15 protein-coding genes are annotated in these 20,191 nt (G+C 73.3%); 6 read left to right on the top strand and 9 right to left on the bottom strand.

The genetic code is table 11. The annotated features are described in order from the left end of the window. Positions 1 to 7 precede the first annotated feature (7 nt). Positions 8 to 1,411, bottom strand: a complete 1,404-nt coding sequence (locus tag ASF89_RS13300; RefSeq protein WP_055815719.1) for a polysaccharide biosynthesis tyrosine autokinase — start codon at positions 1,409 to 1,411, stop codon at positions 8 to 10. A gap of 125 nt (positions 1,412 to 1,536) precedes the next feature. Here ASF89_RS13300 and ASF89_RS13295 point away from each other — a divergent pair, with 125 nt between their 5' ends. From ASF89_RS13295 to ASF89_RS13280, 4 genes are read left to right on the top strand one after another with little or no spacing between them, the layout of a single operon-like run. After that, positions 1,537 to 2,985, top strand: a complete 1,449-nt coding sequence (locus tag ASF89_RS13295) for an O-antigen polymerase (RefSeq protein WP_162240703.1) — start codon at positions 1,537 to 1,539, stop codon at positions 2,983 to 2,985. Then, positions 2,982 to 4,352, top strand: a complete 1,371-nt coding sequence (locus ASF89_RS13290) for a hypothetical protein (RefSeq protein ID WP_055815713.1) — start codon at positions 2,982 to 2,984, stop codon at positions 4,350 to 4,352. Before ASF89_RS13295 ends, ASF89_RS13290 begins: the two co-directional genes overlap by 4 nt. Positions 4,353 to 4,397: 45 nt before the next feature. Further along, complete coding sequence (gene galE / locus ASF89_RS13285; protein WP_055815708.1) at positions 4,398 to 5,420, top strand: UDP-glucose 4-epimerase GalE; 1,023 nt, start codon at positions 4,398 to 4,400, stop codon at positions 5,418 to 5,420. Between the two features lie 40 nt (positions 5,421 to 5,460). Beyond that, complete coding sequence (locus ASF89_RS13280; RefSeq protein ID WP_055815705.1) at positions 5,461 to 6,459, top strand: glycosyltransferase family 4 protein; 999 nt, start codon at positions 5,461 to 5,463, stop codon at positions 6,457 to 6,459. 55 nt (positions 6,460 to 6,514) lie between these two features. On the opposite strand, the gene ASF89_RS13275 is transcribed toward ASF89_RS13280, so the two are convergent. The 4 genes from ASF89_RS13275 to ASF89_RS15885 all read right to left on the bottom strand — a co-directional run bounded on the left by ASF89_RS13275 (position 6,515) and on the right by ASF89_RS15885 (position 10,147). Further along, positions 6,515 to 7,663 (bottom strand): ABC transporter permease, encoded by a 1,149-nt coding sequence (locus ASF89_RS13275; protein WP_235484133.1) that lies wholly within the window; start codon positions 7,661 to 7,663, stop codon positions 6,515 to 6,517. Positions 7,664 to 7,710: 47 nt separating this feature from the next. After that, the gene (locus ASF89_RS13270) at positions 7,711 to 8,373 is read right to left on the bottom strand and encodes an ABC transporter ATP-binding protein (RefSeq protein WP_200937192.1); all 663 of its coding nucleotides are present in this window, start codon (positions 8,371 to 8,373) and stop codon (positions 7,711 to 7,713) included. Between the two features lie 89 nt (positions 8,374 to 8,462). Then, complete coding sequence (locus ASF89_RS13265; RefSeq protein WP_055815698.1) at positions 8,463 to 9,584, bottom strand: peptidoglycan-binding protein; 1,122 nt, start codon at positions 9,582 to 9,584, stop codon at positions 8,463 to 8,465. After that, entirely contained in the window at positions 9,581 to 10,147 is a 567-nt protein-coding gene (locus tag ASF89_RS15885) for a hypothetical protein (RefSeq protein WP_055815695.1), read from the bottom strand. The genes ASF89_RS13265 and ASF89_RS15885 overlap by 4 nt, the downstream gene beginning before the upstream one ends. Positions 10,148 to 10,292: 145 nt before the next feature. Between ASF89_RS15885 and ASF89_RS13255 the strand changes: the two genes are divergently transcribed. Both ASF89_RS13255 and ASF89_RS13250 read left to right on the top strand, forming a co-directional pair. Next, on the top strand, positions 10,293 to 10,949 hold the full coding sequence (locus tag ASF89_RS13255; RefSeq protein WP_055801100.1) for a response regulator transcription factor: 657 nt from the start codon (positions 10,293 to 10,295) through the stop codon (positions 10,947 to 10,949). After that, on the top strand, positions 10,943 to 12,148 hold the full coding sequence (locus ASF89_RS13250; protein ID WP_082490034.1) for a HAMP domain-containing sensor histidine kinase: 1,206 nt from the start codon (positions 10,943 to 10,945) through the stop codon (positions 12,146 to 12,148). The genes ASF89_RS13255 and ASF89_RS13250 overlap by 7 nt, the downstream gene beginning before the upstream one ends. Positions 12,149 to 12,170: 22 nt before the next feature. Here the strand turns inward: ASF89_RS13250 and ASF89_RS13245 are convergent, their stop codons facing one another. The 4 genes from ASF89_RS13245 to ASF89_RS13225 form a co-directional block, all read right to left on the bottom strand. Then, positions 12,171 to 15,623: a M60 family metallopeptidase gene (locus ASF89_RS13245; RefSeq protein WP_082490032.1), complete on the bottom strand. Its 3,453-nt coding sequence runs from the start codon at positions 15,621 to 15,623 to the stop codon at positions 12,171 to 12,173. A 115-nt stretch (positions 15,624 to 15,738) separates the two neighbouring features. Beyond that, on the bottom strand, positions 15,739 to 16,341 hold the full coding sequence (locus ASF89_RS13235) for a nitroreductase family protein (RefSeq protein ID WP_055815687.1): 603 nt from the start codon (positions 16,339 to 16,341) through the stop codon (positions 15,739 to 15,741). A gap of 111 nt (positions 16,342 to 16,452) precedes the next feature. Next, the gene (locus ASF89_RS13230) at positions 16,453 to 18,975 is read right to left on the bottom strand and encodes a M60 family metallopeptidase (RefSeq protein ID WP_055815684.1); all 2,523 of its coding nucleotides are present in this window, start codon (positions 18,973 to 18,975) and stop codon (positions 16,453 to 16,455) included. 85 nt (positions 18,976 to 19,060) lie between these two features. Next, positions 19,061 to 20,164 (bottom strand): low specificity L-threonine aldolase, encoded by a 1,104-nt coding sequence (locus ASF89_RS13225; RefSeq protein WP_055815681.1) that lies wholly within the window; start codon positions 20,162 to 20,164, stop codon positions 19,061 to 19,063. Positions 20,165 to 20,191 lie beyond the last annotated feature (27 nt).

The raw sequence follows: 20,191 nt of genomic DNA, 5'->3' as shown, positions 1-20,191 counted from the left end.
GCGAGGTTCACGCGAGGAGGCGCGGTGCCGGACTCGCGGCCGGCTGGTCGTCGTGTACGCCCTCGCGGTAGTAACCCGAGCCGTAGCCGTCCGTCGTGCTCTTCGACCGGGTCATGGTCACGACCACGCCGAGGCACCGGACGTCGGCGATGTCGAACGCCCGGAGCGCGGCGGCGAGCTCGGCGCGCTTCGACTTCTTGGCGGCGGCGACCATCAGCACGCCGTTCGTGATGGCGCCCAGGAGCGTCGCGTCCGCGACCGGCAGGACGGGAGGCGCGTCGATCAGCACGTAGTCGAAGCGCGAGGCCAGCGATTCGACGAGCAGCTGCATCTGCGCCGATCCGAGCAGCTCGCTGGGGTTCGGGGGGACGCTGCCGGCGGGCAGGACGCTGAGCCCGTGCGTGCCCCACCGCTGCAGCACGTCATCGAGCTCGAACCGGCCGATCAGGACGTCGGTGAGACCGACCGCCCCCTCGAGCCCCATGATGTCGGCCACGCGCGGGCGGCGCAGGTCGCCGTCGACGAGGGCCACGCGCGCTCCCGTCTCGGCCAGGACGACGGCGAGGTTGGTCACGGTCGTGGACTTCCCCTCCGACTGCTGAGCGGAGCTCACGACGAAGGCGCGCTTCGACGCGCCGTTGTCGAGGAACCGGAGGTTGGCGCGCAGGGTGCGGAAGGCCTCGGCTGCTCGACCGCGATTGGCGTGCTGCACGATCAGAGGGTGATCCGCGGCGTCGCGGACGAACGGGACCGAGCCGACGACGGGCGGCGAGAACGACGACTCGATGTCGGAGGCCCCGTCGATGCGGGTGTCGAAGATCATGCGGGTGGCGGACGCCCCCAGGCCGAGGAGGAGGCCGAGGAGCCCGCCGATCACGGCGTTGGTCCGCAGTGACGGCGATGAGCGGGTGGCGGGGGTCTCGGCGGGCTCGGTGACGAGCAGGGTGACCGACGAGGCGTCCGAGCCGGCGGGGCGCTCGATCTCGTCCTCGACGACGTCCTGGAAGCGCTCGCGGACGGCGTTCGCGATGTCACGCGCGCGCGTCGGATCGGGGTCCGTCGCGGTGATGTCGATCAGCACGCTCCGCGAGGGCGATGAGGCGGACACCTGGGTGGCGAGGGACCGGCGGGTCACCCCGAGACGCTCGGCGACCGGCTCGAGCACGGTCGACTTCGTCACGAGGTCGAGATACGACCGGACGCGCTGCTCGGCGGCGTTGCCGCCCTGCAGGAGGTCGTTGGCGCTCTGCGTGACGGTCAGGTCCACCGAGACGTAGACCTGCGTGGACGACGTGTAGAGCGGCGGCTGGAGTGCGGCGAGGCCGACACCGGCGAAGGCGCCGAGCACGAGGGAGGCGACCAGGAGGAGCCAGTTCTTCTTCGCCACGTCGCCGATGGTGGATGCGTTCACTGTTCTCCCTGAGCTGGCCGACACATATGTAGCATTCTAAACACAGGTGAGGATCAGTCACAAGAGTATGACGTCTTCTCACATTGTTGTTGCTCATATCTACGTGATATTCTAGTATGTCTTTCATGCCCCCTCCTGAACGTCTCGGCCTGTCACGTGCGGTCACCGCTCTAGCGGTCGCCACCGTCCTCGTGTGGTCGCTGCTCTCCGGGGTTCCGAGCGGTGTGGGCGCCGAGACGCGCGTCTTCGGGCTCACGGTGATCGCGGCCGTCCTCTGCACGGGAATGCTCGTCCGGTCGGCCCCCCTCGGGCTCTGGAGCGGGGGGCCGATGTTCTTCGTCGTGCTCGTCCTCTTCCACGTGCCGCTCGTCGGGTTCGCGCTCGCCGGGGCGGACATCCCGGGCGACGAGGTGGACTACATCTCCCTGTGGTTCAGCCCGAACGGCCAGGTCCTCCGGGCCGTCTGGCTCGTGGCCCAGGCCCTCCTCGCCTTCACGCTCGGCTATCTCCTGCTCAGGCGACGACGATCGACCTGGCCCGTGCCGGCGCCCGACGACGACGAGGCGGCGCGAGCACGCGCGCAGACGGCGGCGGCCATGACCCTGACCGGCACGATCATCGTGGTCGTCACGGTCCTCTACGTCCTCGGCACGATCGCGGTCCTCGAGCCGGGGCTGCTGCTCGGGCGCGGGGGCAAGCGGTTGTACGACGCGACCGTCGCCGCCAACCCGTCGCTCACGGCCGGGATCACCTTCACGCTGTCCGGGATGTCGCTCGTCGTCGCGGGCCGGCGGTCACCCGTCCGGACGACCGGGCTGGTGTTCTTCGGCATCTTCGCCGCGAGCACCCTGGTGATGGGTTCGCGGACGTCCGCGCTCTACGCCCTCGTCGGCCTCGTCGTCGTCCTGGCGCGCCTGAGGTCCATGCCGCGTCAGGCGATCGCGGTGCTGGTCGTCGTCACGGGGCTCGTCGTCGTCAGCGGCGTCGAACGTGTCCGTGACGAGGGTCTCGCCGCCACGGGCGTCGGGGAGATGCTCGGCTCCCCCCTCGCGGCGACGGTCGAGATGGGCGCGACTCTGAGGCCCGTCGTCGAGACCGTGTCGTGGGTCGAGCAGGGTGAGGCCCCTCACCATGGCCGGACCTTCATGATGGGCACGATCCGCTTCGTCGAGCTGATCGCGGGAGTCGAGCGCGAGCACTCGGCGGTCGATCCGCGCCTCGTCGGCACGCTGCTGCGTGACAGGGTGCAGAACTACGAGATCGGCTACTCGATCGTGGCCGAGTCGTTCCTGAACTTCGGCACGACCGGTTCGGCTCTGCTGTTCGTCGGTCTCGGGATGATGTTCGGTCGGTGGGACCGCAGGGGGCTCGGTCGCCCGGTCGACGCCGCCGTCTACGGTGTCGTCTTCTCGGCTCTGCTCGCCACGATCCGGTCGACCTCGACGACCACCGTCAGCACGATCCTGCTCGGTCTCGCCGCCGTGGCCTTCGCGGTCTGGCTCGGCTCGATCCGACATCGGGCCGCCGAGCGGATGGTGGCGCAGCCGACGGTCCGCGAGGTCACCGCGCCGTGACCGCCCGATCGCCCCGCGCCTCCTGGTCGGGCCCGGCGGTCGCCGCCGCCTCCGGCTTGGCGGGCAAGGGGGTCCAGTTCCTCGCGCTGACCACCCTGGCCCTCGTCGTGGCGCCCGCGGAGTTCGGCCTGTTCTCGCTCGTGCAGGCGACGGTCTTCGGCGTGGCGTCGCTCAGCAGCTCGGCCTTCGCGGTGTCGGCTGCGGCGTCGGCCGCCCGGCATCGCCTCGCGACGGAGCGTTCGGGAGGCGCGGCGACGGAGTCCTCGCTCGTCGCCTTCGCCCAGGCCGTCCGGGGGCGCAAGCGCTGGCTGGGCGTCGTGGCGCTCGTCGACGGCGTCGTCGTCTCCATCGGTCTCGCGGTCGTCTACGGGCATCCCGAGCTGGTGCTCGTCGGCTTCGCCCTGGGGGTCGCCGCCGGCGGCATCACCGTGACCGAGTCCCTCGTCGGCGTGCTGGCGGGGTCGGGGCGCACCGTGCCGACCGCGGTCGTCGACGGGTCGCGGGGTCTCGTCTCCGGATCGCTGGCCGTGCTCGGCGGCCTGTGGGCCGGCGCCCTCGGCGCGGCCGTCGGTCTCGTGCTGCTCGACGCCGTCCTCGCGCTGTCCGTGCTGACGGCCATCGCCTGGGGGTCGCATCGCCCACGCGTCGACACTCCCGTCGGGTCGCGATCGACATCGTCCGCAGCGGAGGCCGGAGCCGGAGCGGCGGCCGCGACCCGCGATCGATCCGTGACGCTCACGGGGCTCGCGGCGGCCTCGTCGGGCCAGATCGGGCTGTGGGTCGTGCTGTGGGGGCTGCAGGCCGTCGGCGGGCTCGAGGCGGTCGCGACCTTCGCGGTCGCCAACCGCTTCGCCGCGCTCGTGCTGCTCGTGCCGGTGTACCTCGGGAAGAACCTCGTCGGGCGGCTGGTCGTCGACCCCCGCTCGGGCCGGTCCCCCCTCCGTGCCGATCGCTTCGTCGCGATCGTCGCCGCCGTCTGCCTCGCCTGCGCGCTCGTGGCCGGGGTCGTGCAGTGGGTCTCGTTCGGGCTGCTCGCCGACCGGTACCCGGGGGTCGTCGAGGCGGGGGTCGTCCTGTTGACCGCCGCGGTCGTCCGAGGCGTCGCGACGGCCCTCTCGATGGTGTGCGCCGCTCGGGGGCACCTCCGCGTCTGGCTGGTGAGCGACCTCGCGGCGACGGCCGCGTCGGTCGTCGTCTGCCTCGTGGCCATCACGACCCCCGGGCTGAACGCTCCGACGATGTGGCTGACGGTTTCGGTGCTCGTCGGGGCGGTGGTCTGCGCGGTCGTCCGGGCGGCGCGACTCGTCCAGCGTCCGAGGTCGGTCCGCCGCGGCAGACCCGACACTGAATATCTGTCATCAATGTGATATTCTACGTTTCGTCCCGCATGGGGCGACGACGAGAGGGAGACCGTGACGGTCCTCATCACCGGCGGGGCCGGGTTCATCGGCAGCACCATCGCGTCGGCCTGCGCCGATCGAGGGCACGAGGTGATCGTGCTCGACGATCTGTCCACGGGCGTCGCGGCCTTCGCCGATCGTCATCGCTTCTATCGGGGCGACATCGCCGACGGGGCGCTGCTCGACCGGATCGTGCGCGAGAACCCCGACATCGACATCGTGGTGCACTGCGCGGCGAAGATCGTCGTGCCCGACTCCGTCGCCGATCCGCTCGGCTACTTCGACGCCAACGTCGCGCGGACGGTGTCGCTGCTGACGAACCTCACCCGCAACGGCCTCGATCGCGTCGTCTTCAGCTCGTCGGCCGCCATCTACGACACCCCCGTCGACGGCGTCGTGCACGAGGGGTCGCCCGTCGCCCCGCCGAGCCCGTACGCCGACACGAAGGCGGTCGTCGAGCGCGTGCTCCAGGCCGGGGCGACGGCCGGCAGCCTCCGAGCCGTCGCGCTCCGGTACTTCAATCCGATCGGCGCGGACCCGTCTCTCCGTACGGGTCTGCAGTCCCCGACCCCGAGTCATGCGCTCGGCAAGCTCATCTCGGCCCGGCGGGACGGCGGGCGGTTCACGATCACCGGGACGGACTGGCCGACGCGCGACGGCTCGGGGGTGCGCGACTACGTGCACGTCTGGGATCTCGCCGAGGCGCACGCCCTCGTGGTCGACCGCTTCGACGAGGTCGTCGGCGCGCTCCGCCCGTTCCGCGCGCTCAACCTCGGCACGGGTCGGGGCACGACGGTGCTCGAGCTCGTCGAGGCCTTCGGGCGGGTGACCGGGCAGGCGCCCCGCGTCGAGCTCGCCGGCCGCCGCCCGGGTGACACCGCGGGCGCGTTCGCCGACGTCTCGGCCGCCCGTGACCTCCTCGGCTGGGAGGCCCGGCTGAGCGTCGACGAGGGCATCGCCGACGCCCTGCGCTGGGCCGACGTCGCCCGGCGCTCCGGGCTCTTCGATCACGCCTCCGCCCCCGTCGCCCACTGACCGGCCGACGCCTCCACCCACCCCCACGACAGGAATCCCCATGCGCATCCTCCTCGACGCCGCCATCTTCGGCTCGCCGCCCGAGTTCCGAGCTCGGAACCTGCAGGAGTCGGGCGAGTCGCTCCTCCTCGACGGCCTGATCGCCGCCGGGATCGACGTGACCCCCGTCGCGCCCGGTCTGCACAACAGCTGGCGGGGCTACGACGTGGTGCATCTGAACCACCTGACGCGATCGTGCGTGCGCCTGCTCGCGCCGACCCGGTCGCGGGTGGTCTTCACGCGCCACAAGACCGAGGCCCCCGCCTCGCGGGCGCAGCAGCGCGTGCTGGCCGGCGCGTATCGCCACAGCGACGCCCTGGTCGTCATGAGCGAGACGGAGCGAGCGCTCGTGCTCGACCGGGTCGACGAGGCGGCCCCCGATCGCCTGCACGTCATCGCGAACGGCGTCGATCACACGCACTTCCCGTCGCGACTGCGCCGTCGACCCGATGCGGGGGAGCCGTGGCGGTTCGTCTCGGTCGGGCAGCTGATCGAGCTCAAGCGCGTCGACCTCACCATCCGCCTGATCGCGGACCTGCGCCGCGCCGGCGTCCCCGCCGTCCTCGACATCGTGTCGCAGCGCGAGACCCTCCGACCCGAGCTCGAGCGCTTCGCCGCCGAGCTCGGGATCGCCGACGCCGTCACCTTCGTCGGGCCGCAGACCCGGGCCGAGCTCGGGCGACGTCTGCTCGACGCGCACTTCCTGGTCGTGGCGTCGCGGACCGAGGCGCAGCCGACCGTCGTGACCGAGGCGGCGCTCTCGGGTCTGCCGGTCATCACCTTCGAGGTCGGCGGCGTGGTCGAGCAGCTGCCGGTCGCGCATCCCGTCCTCGACGTCTCGGACGTCCGGAGTCTGCTGCCGCTCACCCTCGCCCTCCTGCGGGACTACGACGGCGTCGCGGCGCAGTTCGCCGGCAACGTCGACTGGACCCGCGAGCGGTTCTCGATCGAGCGGATGGTCGCCGCCCACATCGAGCTGTACCGCGGCCTCGTCGGCTGACGCGAGCCGAGACCGAGGAGGCGCGCCCCGGGTCTCGGAGCGCGCCTCCCTGGATTCATGTCGCCAGCGCCTCGGTCGGGGCCATCCTCGCCGCACGTCCCGCCGGATGGATGCCGCTCACCCCGCCGATCACGACCGTGGCCAGGAGTCCACCCGCCGCGGCCCAGGAGGGGATGACGACCGGCCATCCCTGCGTGGCGGCGAACACCGCGGTGACCGAGCATCCGAGCGCGACGCCCACCGCGCCCCCGGCCAGCGAGAGCAGGAGCGACTCGACCAGGAACTGCCGTCGGATGTCGCGTCGGCGTGCGCCCAGGGCGCGGCGGACCCCGACCTCGCCACGGCGCTCGAGCACGGTGATCACCATCGTGTTCGCGACGCCGATCCCGCCGACCAGCAGCGCGACGCCGCCGACGCCGAGCAGCAGCGCGGTGAACGAGCTCTCGGTGGCCTGCTGGGCGGCCAGGGCGTCCGAGGGGCGGCTGACCTGCACCCGGCGGGGGTCGACCGGGTCGAGGGTCGCGGCCAGCAGATCGCGCGCCTCGACGACGCGGGTCGGATCGGCCCGGGCGTAGAGCCGGGTCGGGCGCCCCGCGAAGCCGAAGGCGGCGTCCGCGCCCGAGGCGGGCACGAGGGCCGACGAGTCGAGCTCCGGCGCGAGCGGCAGAGGCGCGAGCACCCCCGCCACGGCGACCCAGCGGCCGCCGATCCAGACGCGGGTGTCGGCGTCGACCGCGCCGATGCCGAGCGTCGCCGCGGCCGTCGACCCGAGCACGACCTGGGGCAGGTCGTCGGCCGCGAACCACCCGCCCGAGACCGTCTCGCCCTGCAGCACCTCGAGCAGATCGCCCTGCACCGCATCGAGCGTGATGCCGCCCGACGCCGCCTCGGGCACGAGGTCGGTGCGGTAGACGTTCCGCCCGGTCACCCGCCCGACGCCGGCGGCCTGCTCCACGTCGTCCCGCCGCTCGAGCAGGGCGACGCCGTCGGCGGGGAGGGTCGCCGTCTCGCCGGCGGCGTCCTCGCCCGGGACGACCTGCAGGAGGTTCGTGCCGAGATCGTCGAGCACGCGGGCCAGGGCGGCCTGACTCGACGACGAGATGCCGACCACGGCGATCATGGCGGCGATGCCGATCGCGATGCCGAGGGCGGACAGCAGCACTCGGGTCGGACGGGTGCGGAGGCCGAAGACGCCCAGGCGCACGAGGTCCGTGCTCGAGACGCCCCGCCGTCTCGCCTCGCGTCGCGCCCTCATCCGATCCCGCCCGACGAGTCGTCGACGATGACGCCGTCGCGCAGGCGCACCCGGCGCGGCAGGCGGTCCGCGAGATCGAGGTCGTGCGTGATGACGACGACGGTGGTCCCCGAGGCGTTGAGCTCGCGGAGCAGCTCGACGACGTCCGCCCCCGACCGGCTGTCGAGCGCCCCCGTCGGCTCGTCGGCGAGCAGGAGCGTCGGTTCTCCGACCACCGCGCGGGCGATGGCCACCCGCTGGCGCTCGCCGCCCGAGAGCTCGTGGGGGCGGTGGTCGAGGCGGTGCCCGAGCCCCACCCGGGTCAGCGCGCGCCGGGCGCGCTCCAGGCGCTCGGGTCGCCGGACGCCCGAGTAGAGCAGCCCGTCGGCCACGTTCTCGGTGGCCGTCGCGCCGCTCGCGAGGTGGAAGTGCTGGAACACGAACCCGATGTGCTCGGACCGCAGCCGCGACAGGGCGTCGTCGTCCGACGACCCGACCTCGTGCCCGGCGACGCGCACCGAGCCCGCGCTCGGGCGGTCGAGCGTCCCCATGAGGTTCAGCATCGTCGACTTGCCCGATCCGCTCGGACCGACGACGGCCACGAGCTCGCCCGCGCGGACGGTCAGATCGACTCCGCCGAGAGCGACGACGTCGCCGTGGACCTTGGTGACGCCGCGCATCTCGAGCACGCCGCCCGAGGCCACCGCCGGGGTGGGGGCCGAGGAGGCGCGGGTCGCCTCGTCGGCGCCCGTCCGCATCGTCGAGCCCCTCACGACGGCACCACGACGTCGTCGCCCGCCGCCAGGTCGCCGGTGGTCACCTCGACGCGCCCCTGCGCGACGAAGCCGATCTCGACGCCGACCGGCTCGACGCTCCCGTCGTCGCGCACCCGCTCGACGACGTAGCCCCCGCCCTGGGCGAGGAGGGCCGGGACGGGCACGGAGAGGACGTCCTCGCGGGTCTCCCCCTCGACGACGAGGTCGACGGATCGGCCGCCGGTCGTGCCGTCCGGCGGGGCGTCGCCGAGGCCCACGACGACGGGGACGCGCTCGTCCCCCGCCCCGGTGCCCGCTCCGGTCCCGTCGCCGGTCCCGTCGTCGCCGCCCGAGGCGCCGACCGACCGGACCGTCCCGGCGAGGGTCTCTCCGCCCGGGGTCAGCACGTCGACCGGCGTGCCGACGGCGAAGCGGGGCAGGTCGGCCTGGGCGACGGAGCCGGTGGCCACCGGGGTGGTCGACGTGTAGCGGTAGACGACCTCTCCGGCGGCGTCGCCCGTGCGGCCCACGACCTCGTCGACCCGGATGTCGCCCGGCACGAACGCGACGTCGTCGGCGTCCAGCACCCCGGTGCGGTCCAGGTCGCGGTCGGCCTGCCAGCGGCGCACGGCCTCGGCCGTCCGCCAGTCGAAGCGGTCGTCGTCGGCGACGTCGTAGCCGAGGGCTCGCAGCGAGTCCTTGAGCTGGTCGACGTCGGCTCCCGCGATCCCCGCCTGGAGGGATCGCCAGAGGGGGACCCTCCCGTGGAGCGCCCGGACGGGTCGCTCGTCGACGCTGTACAGGATGCCGTCGAGAGCGACGACCTCGCCGTAGCCGGGCAGCCCCGTGACCGTCCCCTCGCCGGCCGACGCCAGCGGCGTCCGGGCGCCGTACCCCAGCGTCCCGGGCACCTTCACGCTCTCGACCAGATCGCCCTCGATCACGGGCGTCGTCACGGGCGGTGACGTCCCGGCCCCGGCGACGGCGTCCGACGAGTCGGGATCACCGGCGAGGACCGCGCAGCCGGTCACCACGAGACCGCACAGGCCCACGGTGACGAGGGCGGCGATCCGGTCCGCGCCGCGTCGAGCACCGGAGCGTCGCCGGTCGGGGGATCCCGTCGCCCGCTCCGTCACTCGCTCCGCCCCTGGCTGTTCGGCCCGACCTCGTCCGAGCAGGCGAAGAACGCCTCGGTTCGGGGGTCCCGGGCGCTCGGATCGGTGCTGCCCGACGCGACCTCCCGGGGGAACGAGCCGTCGACCGGGTCGGGGAAGTCGTCGAAACCCTTCTCGCGGACGCACTCGGCGACGGCCAGGTTGGCCTCCTGCTGCTCGGCCAGGTCGGACGCTGACGGCTGATCGACCCCGCCGCCCTGTTCGGCGGGGAGCTGCTCGCGACAGGCCGAGAGCGCGTCGGAGTAGGCCTCGACGTCGACGCCGGCCGGGGGCGCGACGACCCCCTCCGTGGCCAGCAGGGCGTCGTCGACGTCGTACCCGGCGTCGCGGAGGCATCCGCCGAGCAGGGCCGCCGTGCTGCCCGACGCGGACGTCGGCGTGCTCGAGCCCGGGGTCGGCGTGGCGTCCGGCGCGCAGGCGGCGAGCGCCGGGACGAGCAGCGCGGCCGTGATCAGGAGTCGGGTCGCCGAGGAGGCGCGGTGCCGGGAGGCGCGTCGGCGCGGGGTGCTGAGGGGGAGGGTCATGGGGATCCTTTCGTCGGGGCCGTCGGTCGGCCGGTCCCCAGTCGAGCGGGGCGGCCGTTGCGTCGACGCGCAGCCGACGGACAGATCCGCGAAACATCGACTCGCTACGGTGGAATGCGACATACCGACGAGCGGGAGGCGGAAGATGAGGGTCCTGGTGGTGGACGACGAGCGGGCGCTCGCGGATCTGATCGCGGCGGGCCTCACCCGGCAGGCGATGGCGGTCGACGTGGCCTACCGGGGTGACGACGCCGACGAGCTGCTGGCGGTGAACGACTACGACGTCGTCGTGCTCGACCGCGATCTGCCGGGGATGCACGGCGACGCCGTTGTCCGAGCCCTGACGGCACGGGGGGATCCCACGCGCATCCTGCTGCTGACCGCCGCCGGCGACCTCGCCGATCGCGTGGGCGGTCTCGAGCTCGGCGCCGACGACTACCTCGCCAAGCCGTTCGAGTACTCCGAGCTGGTGGCCCGGGTGCGGGCGCTGGGTCGGCGCGCGGCGCCGGCCGTCCCGCCGGTGCTCCGCCACGGCGACCTCGCTCTCGACGCGAACCGGCACCTCGCCGTCCGCGCGGGGCTCGATCTCGGGCTCTCGACGAAGGAGCTCCTCGTGCTCGAGACCCTGATGCGCGCCGACGGGCGTCTCGTCAGCGCGGAGGAGCTGCTCGAGAAGTGCTGGGACGCGAACGTCGACCCCTTCACGAACGCGGTCCGCGTGACGGTCAGCAAGCTGCGGCGGAAGCTCGGCGACCCCGACCCGATCCGCACGGTGTCCGGGCGCGGGTACCAGCTGTGCTGACCGGCCGGGCACGGCTCGATCCCCGTCGGTGGAGCATCGGCCTGCGCACCGCGGTCGTCTTCGGGGTCGCCTTCGCCCTCCTCTGCTCGCTCGTCGTGCTCGGCGTCGCGGTGGCCACCTCGCAGGGGGTCGCCCTGACGCTCGAGGCTCCCGGCGGCTCGGGGGCGGCAGCGGAGCGCACCCCGGGGTCGGCGAGCGACGTCCCCGGTCAGGGCGGCGCGATCGCTCCCGGGCCCGCCGGCGCGGTCGGGTCGGACGACTCGGTGCCCACCGTCGTCGCCCGGGTGCTGGCCCGCCAGCAGCTCATCTGGTCGAGCGTCGGCGTGGCGGCCGCGGCCGTCGCCGCCGGCGGCGTCGGCTGGGTCGTCAGCCGGCGGATGCTCCGCCCTCTCGACGACATCGTCGAGACGACGCAGGCGATCACGGCCCGGACCCTCCACGAGCGGATCGCCCTCGACGGACCGCGCGACGAGCTCGCCCGGGTCGCCGACACCATCGACGACCTCCTCGACCGGCTCGAGCGCTCGTTCGAGGCCCAGCGGAGGTTCGTCGCCGACGCCTCGCACGAGTTGCGCACCCCGCTCGCCGTCCAGCGCGCGGCCATCCAGATCGGTCTCGACGATCCGACTCCCGCCGGGCTGGCCGAGACCCGCGAGCAGCTGCTCGAGGCGAACCGGCGGACCGAGGCGCTCATCGACGGGCTGCTCACGCTCGCGACCGCGGACCGCGGTCTGGCCGGCGACGAGCGGGTGGTCGAGCTGGGCGAGCTGGTCCCCGAGATCGCGACGGGTCTGATCGACGAGGCCCGGGCCTCCTCGGTCGACGTCGTGATCCTGCGGGGCACCTTCCGGCGGGTCTCGGGTGATCCCGTCCTCATCGCCCACCTGGTGCGGAACCTCGTGTCGAACGCCGTCGAGTACAACGAGCCGGGCGGGCACGTCCGCGTGCTCGGCACCGGCGAGGCGGTCGTCGTCGTCGAGAACACCGGCCCGGTCGTGACCGCCGAGCAGGCCGTCACCCTCACCCGGCCGTTCACACGCGTCGACCGTCACGGCGGCACCCGCGGCCGAGGAGGCGCGGGCGAGGTCGCGCACAGCGGCCTGGGTCTCGCCATCGTCGACTCCATCGCACGCGCGCACGGGTGGCGGGTCGTGATCGAGCCGCGACCGGGCGGGGGGCTCCGCGTGACCGTGGGGTGACGAGCGGGGCGTCGCCCCGGAGTCATCCCCGGGAGGTGATCGCGCGCCCGTCCGCCTCGCCGTCGAAGACCCAGCGGAGGTCGGCGTCGCCGAGCACGGTGCTCGCGGGCACGGCCACGGGGGCGTGCCACCGCACCCGCCAGGCGGGTCCGAGGCCGAGGGCTCCGTCCGACCGGAGCTGCACGGCGGCCGAACGACCCTCGCGCGAGAGGGTGACGGAGTCGACGATCAGCCCGGGGGCGGCGACCCAGCGACCACCGGGCGCCTGCACCTCGGTGATGAGCGCCTCCTCGGGATCGTCGACGACCCGCGCGTCGAACACGGTGCCGACCGGGGCGATGAGGTCGAACCGGCCGTCGAGCCGGTCGATCGAGGCGGTCGCCTCGACGACGAACGGCACGGGGGTCGTCGTGCCTCGCAGCACGACGATCGGCTCGTCGGGGCTCACGGCCGTGAGTCCCCCCTCGCCCTCGACGCGGGTCGGAGTCCCGCCCCGGGCGTCGAAGTCGCCGGAGTCCGACGTGCCGGTGATGCGGTGGCGCAGCGGCTGCGGCCCGGGGGCCGCGTCGTGCGGCGTGACGACGTCGAGCGACCAGCGCAGCACGCCGTGCCGGGGCGACGTCCAGTCGGCGGACCCGTCGTCAGACGGCGCCCACGTGTAGCGGTACGTCGTCCCGTCGGACGAGCGCTCGCCCGTGAGCCGCATCCCCCGGCCGTTGGGCAGATCGCCCGCCGTGTGCCGGCCTCGGATGACGTCCTGCCCGGCGGCGAACGTCGTGCCTGTCGGTGCCGTGACCGTCATCGTGCCGGTGGGGCGGGTCAGCGACCCGGCGGCGACGGAGACCGCGACGGGGACCTCCGTGGTCTCGCCGCGGGGGAGGGCGACCTCGGCCGACGGCAGAGGGGCGAGCGCACCGTGATCGGCGGCCGAGGTCGAGACCGGGACGCTCGTCGAGGCCAGGAGGTCGGCCCCGGTCGACGTGCGGAGGGTCGCACGGCCGTCGTCGAGGAGCGAGTCCGCGGCGGTGTCGTCGTCCACCGCGAAGGAGACGCGCAGATGGTCGCCGGCTCCCGGCCCGAAGGTCAGCGCGTCATCGCCGGCCGGGGCCGACACGGTGACCCGACCGCGGTCGTCGTCGTAGTCGGTCGCGACGTCGGCTCGTCGGTGGTCGTCGCTGGTGCGTCGGACCTCGACGTCGGCGATCGTCGTGCCGACGGGGGCCTCGACGGTCATCGTCCCCGTCTGCGTCGAGCGCACGTCCACCCGCGCCCAGTCGGTCGTCCCGCCCGGCAGGCCCCGGGCGACCGTCGACGCCATTCCGCGGCCGGGGACCGAGGCCACGGGCACGAGGCGATCACCGTCGACGCGGAGGGTCCGCACGGTGGCGGCGTCGGCGGGGCGGGCCGCGCCGGCGTCCCACCACGACAGTCTCGTCCGCGCCTCCCGGTGCCGGACGACCACGTACCAGCCGTCGTCGGCCCGGCTGCCGTCGAACGCCGCGGCGACCCGGTGCGCGTGATCCTGGCCCTCGAGCGAGAACGCGGACCGTTCGCGTCCGAGCTCGTCGTAGACGGTGACCCCGATGTACTCCTCCCCGGGGAAGTAGTCGTGGCTCGGGTAGCCCGACGAGGCGAAGAACCTCAGCTCGTGCGCGACCGGTTCGAGGGCCAGCCGCCCGATGTCCCGCGACGAGACGCCCGTGAACTGGAACATGCTGCCCGGGACGACCTCCACGGGCGTGCTGAAGGCCTCGCGGACGCCGTCGTCGGTGACGGCCGTGACCGTGACTGCGCCGGTGCCGGGTGAGCTCGCACGGAGGGTGTGGTCGATCACGCGGACCGTCCCCGTCTCCTCGGAGTCGGACAGGTCCGACATCGTCGGAGGGGTCGACAGTCGACGCTGGCCGACGGCGACCGTCTCGTCGACGCCCTCGATCGCCCCGGTCGGGTAGGCGTACGACCCGAGGTCGCGTTCGCGGATCATGTCGTCGCTGTGGCGGTTGCGCCAGATGGGCCGCTCGAGCGGGGGCAGCTGCGCCATGGCCGCCGCCGTGCGGCTCGACAGCGGGAAGCCCCACTCGCGGAAGAACCCGCGCAGATCGCGGTCGGCGACGCGAGCCGCGGTGAGCGCGAAGAGCTGCTTCTCGTCGTCGTCGGTCAGCCCGACGCTCTCGCCGCGTGCGGCCATGACGCGCATCTCCTGGTTCAGGCGGGGGTAGAAGTCGTCGCCGAAGCCGCGTCGCAGATGGTCGAACAGCATCTCGTTGGTGCCCGACGTGGCGTGGTCCCGGTCGGCGACCGGGGTCGCGAAGAACCGCTCGAGGCCCGCGAGATGACCGGGCGAGTCGACGGTGCTGGCCCAGCCCTGACGTGATTCGACGTGCAGCGGCGAGATGTTGACCGTGACCTCCATCATCCCCGACCACAGGTAGTTCGGGGCCTGGTAGGTGTGCCCGATCTCGTGCCAGAAGCCCCAGAGCGTGCGCTCGTCGCGGACGAAGAGGTCTCGCGCCGAACCGGAGGCTCCGAAGGTGAGGCGGTCGTGGGTGGCGAAGGCGTAGTGGCCGCTCGCGGAGTCGGGGGATGCCAGGTGGATGCGGTGCGGGGCCTTGCGCGAGACCCCCGTCGCATCGTCTCGCAGGCCGTAGACGTCGTTCGTGATCTCGATGCTGCGGTCCCACATGGCGACCCGGGCGGGGACGTCGGCGGCGAGGATCTGCGCGCCTGTCCTCGAGCGCTGGAACTCGCCGTGGACGCGCTCGCCGATCACCGTCACGAAGGGCGCGTCGGCCAGGCGGGCCATCTCGGCGCGCAACGCGTCGTTCGTCGTCTGCCCGAGCACGAACACGGGGACGGGCGTGCCGCCCGCCAGCTCGATGTCGGCCGAGCCGCCCGCCGCCGAGCTGCGCAGGTGCACCATGCCGTCGACGGGTGTCGTGACGGTGTTCTCCCCGGGCTGGAGGCGCGTGACGTGATGGTCCTTCGCCACGCCGCCGTTGTGCTCGGCGTGGGCGCCGAAGAGTCCGATCACGACCGAGGTCTGCGGGGCTCCCTCGGGCACCGTGATCGCCAGCTCCGTCGCCGCGCGGGCGTACCGACCCGTGGGCTGCAGACCGCTGTGACGGAACTGCCTGTTCTCGCGGACCCTCTCGGCCTCGGCGTCGCCCATCCCGTGCACGAGGACGGTCGTCGTCGAGTCGTCCTCGCTCAGCCGGATCGACGTGGGGAGCGGCCCGCCCGGGGTGGCCGAGCCGGTCACCGCAGCGGTGAGCGGCTCGGCCGGTGCCGCTGGCGCTGCCGGTGCCGGTACCGGGTCCGCGGCCCCTGCCGAGGCTGATGCCGAGGCCGGCGACGACGCGGGCACGGGTTCGGACGCGGAGGCCGAGAACCCCGCCGGGACGGCGAGGACCCCGATCAGGACGGCGGCGGACGCCGTCCTGACGACGGAGACCGGACGGATCGAGCGGGTGCGCATGAGACTCCTCAGATATGAAGTCTCATATATTACAGCATGACCGTGAGGATCCGTCACCCCGATGTCAGCGTGGTCCCCGTACTAGGACCGACCTGGTGTCAGCACGCCCCCGGCGTCAGCTGCGGGCGAGCACCAGCTCGTTCAGGGGACGACGGCTGCGCGGGGCGGTCTCGCGCTCGGCGAGGGCGTCGGCCAGCCTCTCGGGGCGGTCGACGACGCCGACGGCGGTCACCGTCAGGGGCTTCATGTTCTCGGGCAGGTCGAAGGCCGCGACCAGGGTCTCCCACTCGACACCGGCCATCTGGTGCGTGTGCAGTCCCTCGGCCTGCGCCTGCACCGAGAGGTGCGCCACGGCCTGTCCCAGGTCGTACTCCGCCGTCGGGCGGATGTCGCCCTCGATCGACGATGTCTCGGCGATCGCGACGATCAGGGCCGAGGCGTCGCCGGCCCACGCGGCGTTGAAGCCGACGAGCGCGCCGACGATGGTGTCGAAGTGATGCGAGCCGCGCGTCGCGACGATGAATCGGGCCGGCTGGCTGTTGTTGGCCGAGGGCGCCCACCGAGCGGCCTCGAGCAGGGCGTCGAGCTGCCGTGCGCTCACCGTGGCGGCGGGGTCGAACGAACGGGGGCTCCACCGCTCGGCCAGCGGGCTGACGATCGGCACGCTCGTCTCGGCGGTGCGCGGGGCGGCGGGTGCGGTGTTCTCGGTGATCGACATGGTCTCGGCTTTCTGAGCGAATGGGCGGGACGGGGAGGCGCGTCATCGGGCCACAGACCCTCCAACGTCGCCGACCGCGCCCGCCATTCCCCGCAGGCCCACCGCGGCGCGTCAGCGGTCGGCGGCGCCCCCGGCGTCGCCGGTCGTGCCGGTCAACGACCAGTCGAGCCCTCCGCCGACGGGTCCGCCGTCGCGGGGGACGACGACCTCCGGCATCCAGCGCAGCCGGCTGCCGTCGGGCAGGTCGAGGCCGTCCGCCCCGCGGACCACGAGCGTGAGCGTCCGCCCGTCGTCGCTCAGCACACCCTCGGCGGCGACCACGCTGCGCGAGACGACCCACTGGCGCCCGGGGAGGCGCACCTCGGTGACCAGCGCCTTTTGCCCGGTCGAGAAGGTCGTCCCCGAGGGCGTGGTGAGCACCAGCTCGGTGTCGAGGGCTCGGACGTCGGAGGTCGCCTCGACCGTGACGGGGAGCGCCGTGGGCGCGCCTCGCGTCAGGAGGGGCGTGCCGTCGGGCGCGACGGGCAGGAGCGGGCCGTCGGGTGGCGCGGGGACCGCGTCGACGGCGACGAGGCGGCCGTCGACGACGCGGAGGTGCTGCGTGGTCGATCCGTTCCGGGGCGCCGGCTCCTCGGAGTCCCATCGCGACAGACGACTGGCCGCCTCGCGGTGTCGGACGGTGAGGTGCCAGCCCTCCCGGATGGTCGTGCCGTCGAAGACCCGGGCCGCCGCGTGGGCGTTCTCGCCGCCGGTCACGCTGAACGACTCCCGGGGCCTGCCCCGGCCGTCCGAGACCGTCGCGCCGATGTACTCGGAGCCGAAGCCGGGGTGCGAGGTGTACTCGGTGCCCGCGGTCATGCGGAGCTCGTCGGTGGCCGGCTGGAGCGCGAGGGTCGTCACGACCCTGTCGGACAGACCGCGGAACTCGAGCGACGTGCCCCGCGTGACGGTGACGGGGGTCGAGAGGACCTCTCGGACGCCCACCCCGTTCACGGCGACGAGGCGCGCCGAGCCGTTCCCCATGCGGGTCGCGTCGAGACCCGTCGCGACCGTGCGGACGCTCCGGGCGTCGTCGGAGTCGCGGAGATCGCGCGCGGTGGGGGGAGCGTCGAGCCCTCGCCGGCCCAGGGTGACGCTCTCGGCGATCGGATCGAGGGCGCCGACGGGCACGCTGAAGCTCGGCATCTCGTGCTCGACGACCGGCTCGCTCGACAGCCTGTTCTCCCAGATGGGCTGCTGCAGGGGAGGCAGATCGGCGAGGACGGCCCTCGTCGCGTCGTCGAGGGCCATGCCCCACTGCTGGAAGTACTCGGTCAGATCGCGGTCGGCCACCCGTGAGGCCGTGACCGCGAAGAGCTGCCGCTGCGCCTCGGCGCCGACGGGCTGCGACTCTCCGAGGGCGCGCATGACCCGGTACTCCTGGTTGAGGTGCGCGTAGAAGTCGTCGCCGAAGGCCCGCCGCAGCTGGTCGTACAGGAAGAGCCGGGTCCAGACGTCGCCCGTGGCCATGTAGTCGCGTTGCTCGATCGGCTGGGCGAAGAACGCGTCGTAGCCGCCGACGAAGCGGTCGAGGCGATTCCCCCAGCCGGAGGAGGACTGGATGTGCAGCGGCGAGAGGTTGACGAGCACCTCGCCCTGTCCGCCCCAGTTGAAGGTCGGCGTCTGATAGGTGTGGCCGACCTCGTGCCACCACCCCCAGAGATCGTGGGATGCCATGCGGAACAGGTCGCCGGCCGCCCCCGACCTGACGGGGAACGTGACCCGCCCGTGGGTCGCGTTCGCGTAGCCGCCGCTGGTGTCGGGGGCGGCGACGTAGATGCGGTGCGGCGCCTTGCGCGACAGGCCCGTGCCGTCGTCGCGCAGGCCGTAGGTGTCGTTCGTGATCTCGATCATGCGATCCAGATCGGCCACGCGGTCCTCCATGTCGACCTGCACGATGACGGTCCCCGTGAAGTGCGTCTGGAAGTCGCCGAAGAACCGGTCGCCGATCACCTGCACGAACGGCGCGTCGGCCAGTCGGGCCATCTCGGCGCGGAGCCCGGTGTTCGTCGTCCGCCCGGCGACGAAGACGGGCACCGGACGCCCGCCCTCGACGACGACGTCGGCCGAGCCGCCCTCGTCCGTGCTCACGAGGTGCACCATGCCGTCGAGCGGGGAGGTGATCACGGTGGGCCCGGGTGCGAGGGTCCGGCTCCACTGGCCCCGTTCGACCCCGCCGTTGAACTTCTCGTGGACCCCGATCAGGCCGATCGTGACCGACACGGCCGGCGCCCCCTCGGGCACGGTGATCGTCAGCTCGTCGCCCGCCGCCGCGAAGCGGCCGGTCGGCTGCAGGTCGCTGTGCCTCATCGAGCGGTTCTCGCGTGCCTGCGCAGCGCTCGCCGAGCCGAGTCCGTGCACCAGCACGCTGGTCGAGGAGTCGTCGTCGGCGACTCGGATCGAGGTCGGTCGCGGCCCGCCCGGGAGGGAGGCCGGGGCGGACGACCGGTCGGGCGATGACGTCGACGCCGGGGTCGTCGACGCCGGGGTCGACGACGGTGCGGCCGCGGCCCGGGCGCCCGTCGAGGCGCCCAACGGGGCCGCCAGTGAGAGCGTCAGGGCGAGAGCGAGCGCCGTGCGGGGGAGACGGGGCATGGATGGTCCTCTGTCCGGGGTGTCGAGACACCGCAAAACGAATAGACCCTCACTTTATATGATATATATCAAGACTCGACGCGGATCATGAGCCGAGCAGCTCCCGCGCATCGGCGACGAGGCGATCCACGTGCTCGGGCCGTGTGTCGAACGAGCACATCAGGCGGATCTCCCCGGAGGCGCGGTTCCAGTCGTAGAAGCGGTGAGCCTCGCGCAGCGGCTCGACCACGTGACGGGGCAGGACGACGAAGACGGCGTTGGCGTCGACGGGTTGCGTGATCGTCACGCCCGGCAGGTCGGCGAGGCCGGTGGCGAGGCGGGAGGCCATGCCGTTCGCCTGGGCGGCCGATCGCAGCCAGAGGTCGTCGTCGAGCATCGCCAGGAACTGCGCCGACACGAATCGCATCTTCGAGAGCAGCTGCGCGTCCATCTTGCGGAGGAAGACCAGGCCGGCCCGCGCCTCCTCCGAGAACGTCACGACCGACTCCCCGAGCACGAGGCCGTTCTTCGTGCCGCCCAGCGAGACCGAGTCGACCCCGGCGTCACGGGTCAGGGCACGGAGCGGGACGCCGAGCGAGGCGGCCGCGTTGGCGAGACGCGCCCCGTCGAGGTGGACCCGCATGCCGAGCGCATGCGCGTGATCGGTGATCGCCCGGATCTCGTCGGGGGTGTAGACGGTGCCGAGCTCGGTGCTCTGGGTGATCGTCACGGCGAGGGGCTGGGGTCGCTGCTGGTCTCCCCAGCCGTGGGCCTGGCGGTCGATCAGCTCGGGCGTGAGCTTGCCGTCGGGTGTCGGGACGGTCAGCAGCTTGATGCCGCCGAGCCGCTCGGGCGCCCCGCCCTCGTCGGTGTAGACGTGGGCGGTCGCGGCGCAGATGACAGCCGACCAGCGGGGTGTCAGCGCCTGGAGGGCGGCGACGTTCGCGCCCGTGCCCGTGACCACGGGGTCGATCGACGAGCCCTCGCCGAACGTCTCGATCACGACCTCCGCCAGTCGGGCCGTGTAGGGGTCGGCGCCGTACGAGCCGACGTGGCCGCCGTTGGCGTCGAGGATCGCCTGCATCACCTCGGGGTGGGCGCCGGCGTAGTTGTCGGAGGCGAACGAGTGGGCCGAGGGGTCGTGGAGTCGCGTCACCCCTCCATCTTCGACCACCGGGACGGCGAGGAGGCGCGCATCCGCTCTCGACATGAGTCTCCGTCATCTGTAGTATCCGTA

The sequence above is a fragment of the Frigoribacterium sp. Leaf172 genome, from assembly GCF_001424285.1.
Lineage (GTDB): Bacteria > Actinomycetota > Actinomycetes > Actinomycetales > Microbacteriaceae > Frigoribacterium.
Note: the sequence above shows the minus strand (reverse complement) of the source record. Positions and strands in the feature narration are given on the sequence as shown.

Coding starts and splice junctions, on each gene's coding strand:
- ASF89_RS13295 (WP_162240703.1), top strand. CDS start 1,537: ATGCCCCCTCCTGAACGTCTCGGCCTGTCACGTGCGGTCACCGCTCTA.
- ASF89_RS13280 (WP_055815705.1), top strand. CDS start 5,461: ATGCGCATCCTCCTCGACGCCGCCATCTTCGGCTCGCCGCCCGAGTTC.
- ASF89_RS13270 (WP_200937192.1), bottom strand. CDS start 8,373: ATGCGCGGCGTCACCAAGGTCCACGGCGACGTCGTCGCTCTCGGCGGA.
- ASF89_RS15885 (WP_055815695.1), bottom strand. CDS start 10,147: ATGACCCTCCCCCTCAGCACCCCGCGCCGACGCGCCTCCCGGCACCGC.
- ASF89_RS13255 (WP_055801100.1), top strand. CDS start 10,293: ATGAGGGTCCTGGTGGTGGACGACGAGCGGGCGCTCGCGGATCTGATC.
- ASF89_RS13245 (WP_082490032.1), bottom strand. CDS start 15,623: ATGCGCACCCGCTCGATCCGTCCGGTCTCCGTCGTCAGGACGGCGTCC.
- ASF89_RS13235 (WP_055815687.1), bottom strand. CDS start 16,341: ATGTCGATCACCGAGAACACCGCACCCGCCGCCCCGCGCACCGCCGAG.
- ASF89_RS13230 (WP_055815684.1), bottom strand. CDS start 18,975: ATGCCCCGTCTCCCCCGCACGGCGCTCGCTCTCGCCCTGACGCTCTCA.
- ASF89_RS13225 (WP_055815681.1), bottom strand. CDS start 20,164: ATGTCGAGAGCGGATGCGCGCCTCCTCGCCGTCCCGGTGGTCGAAGAT.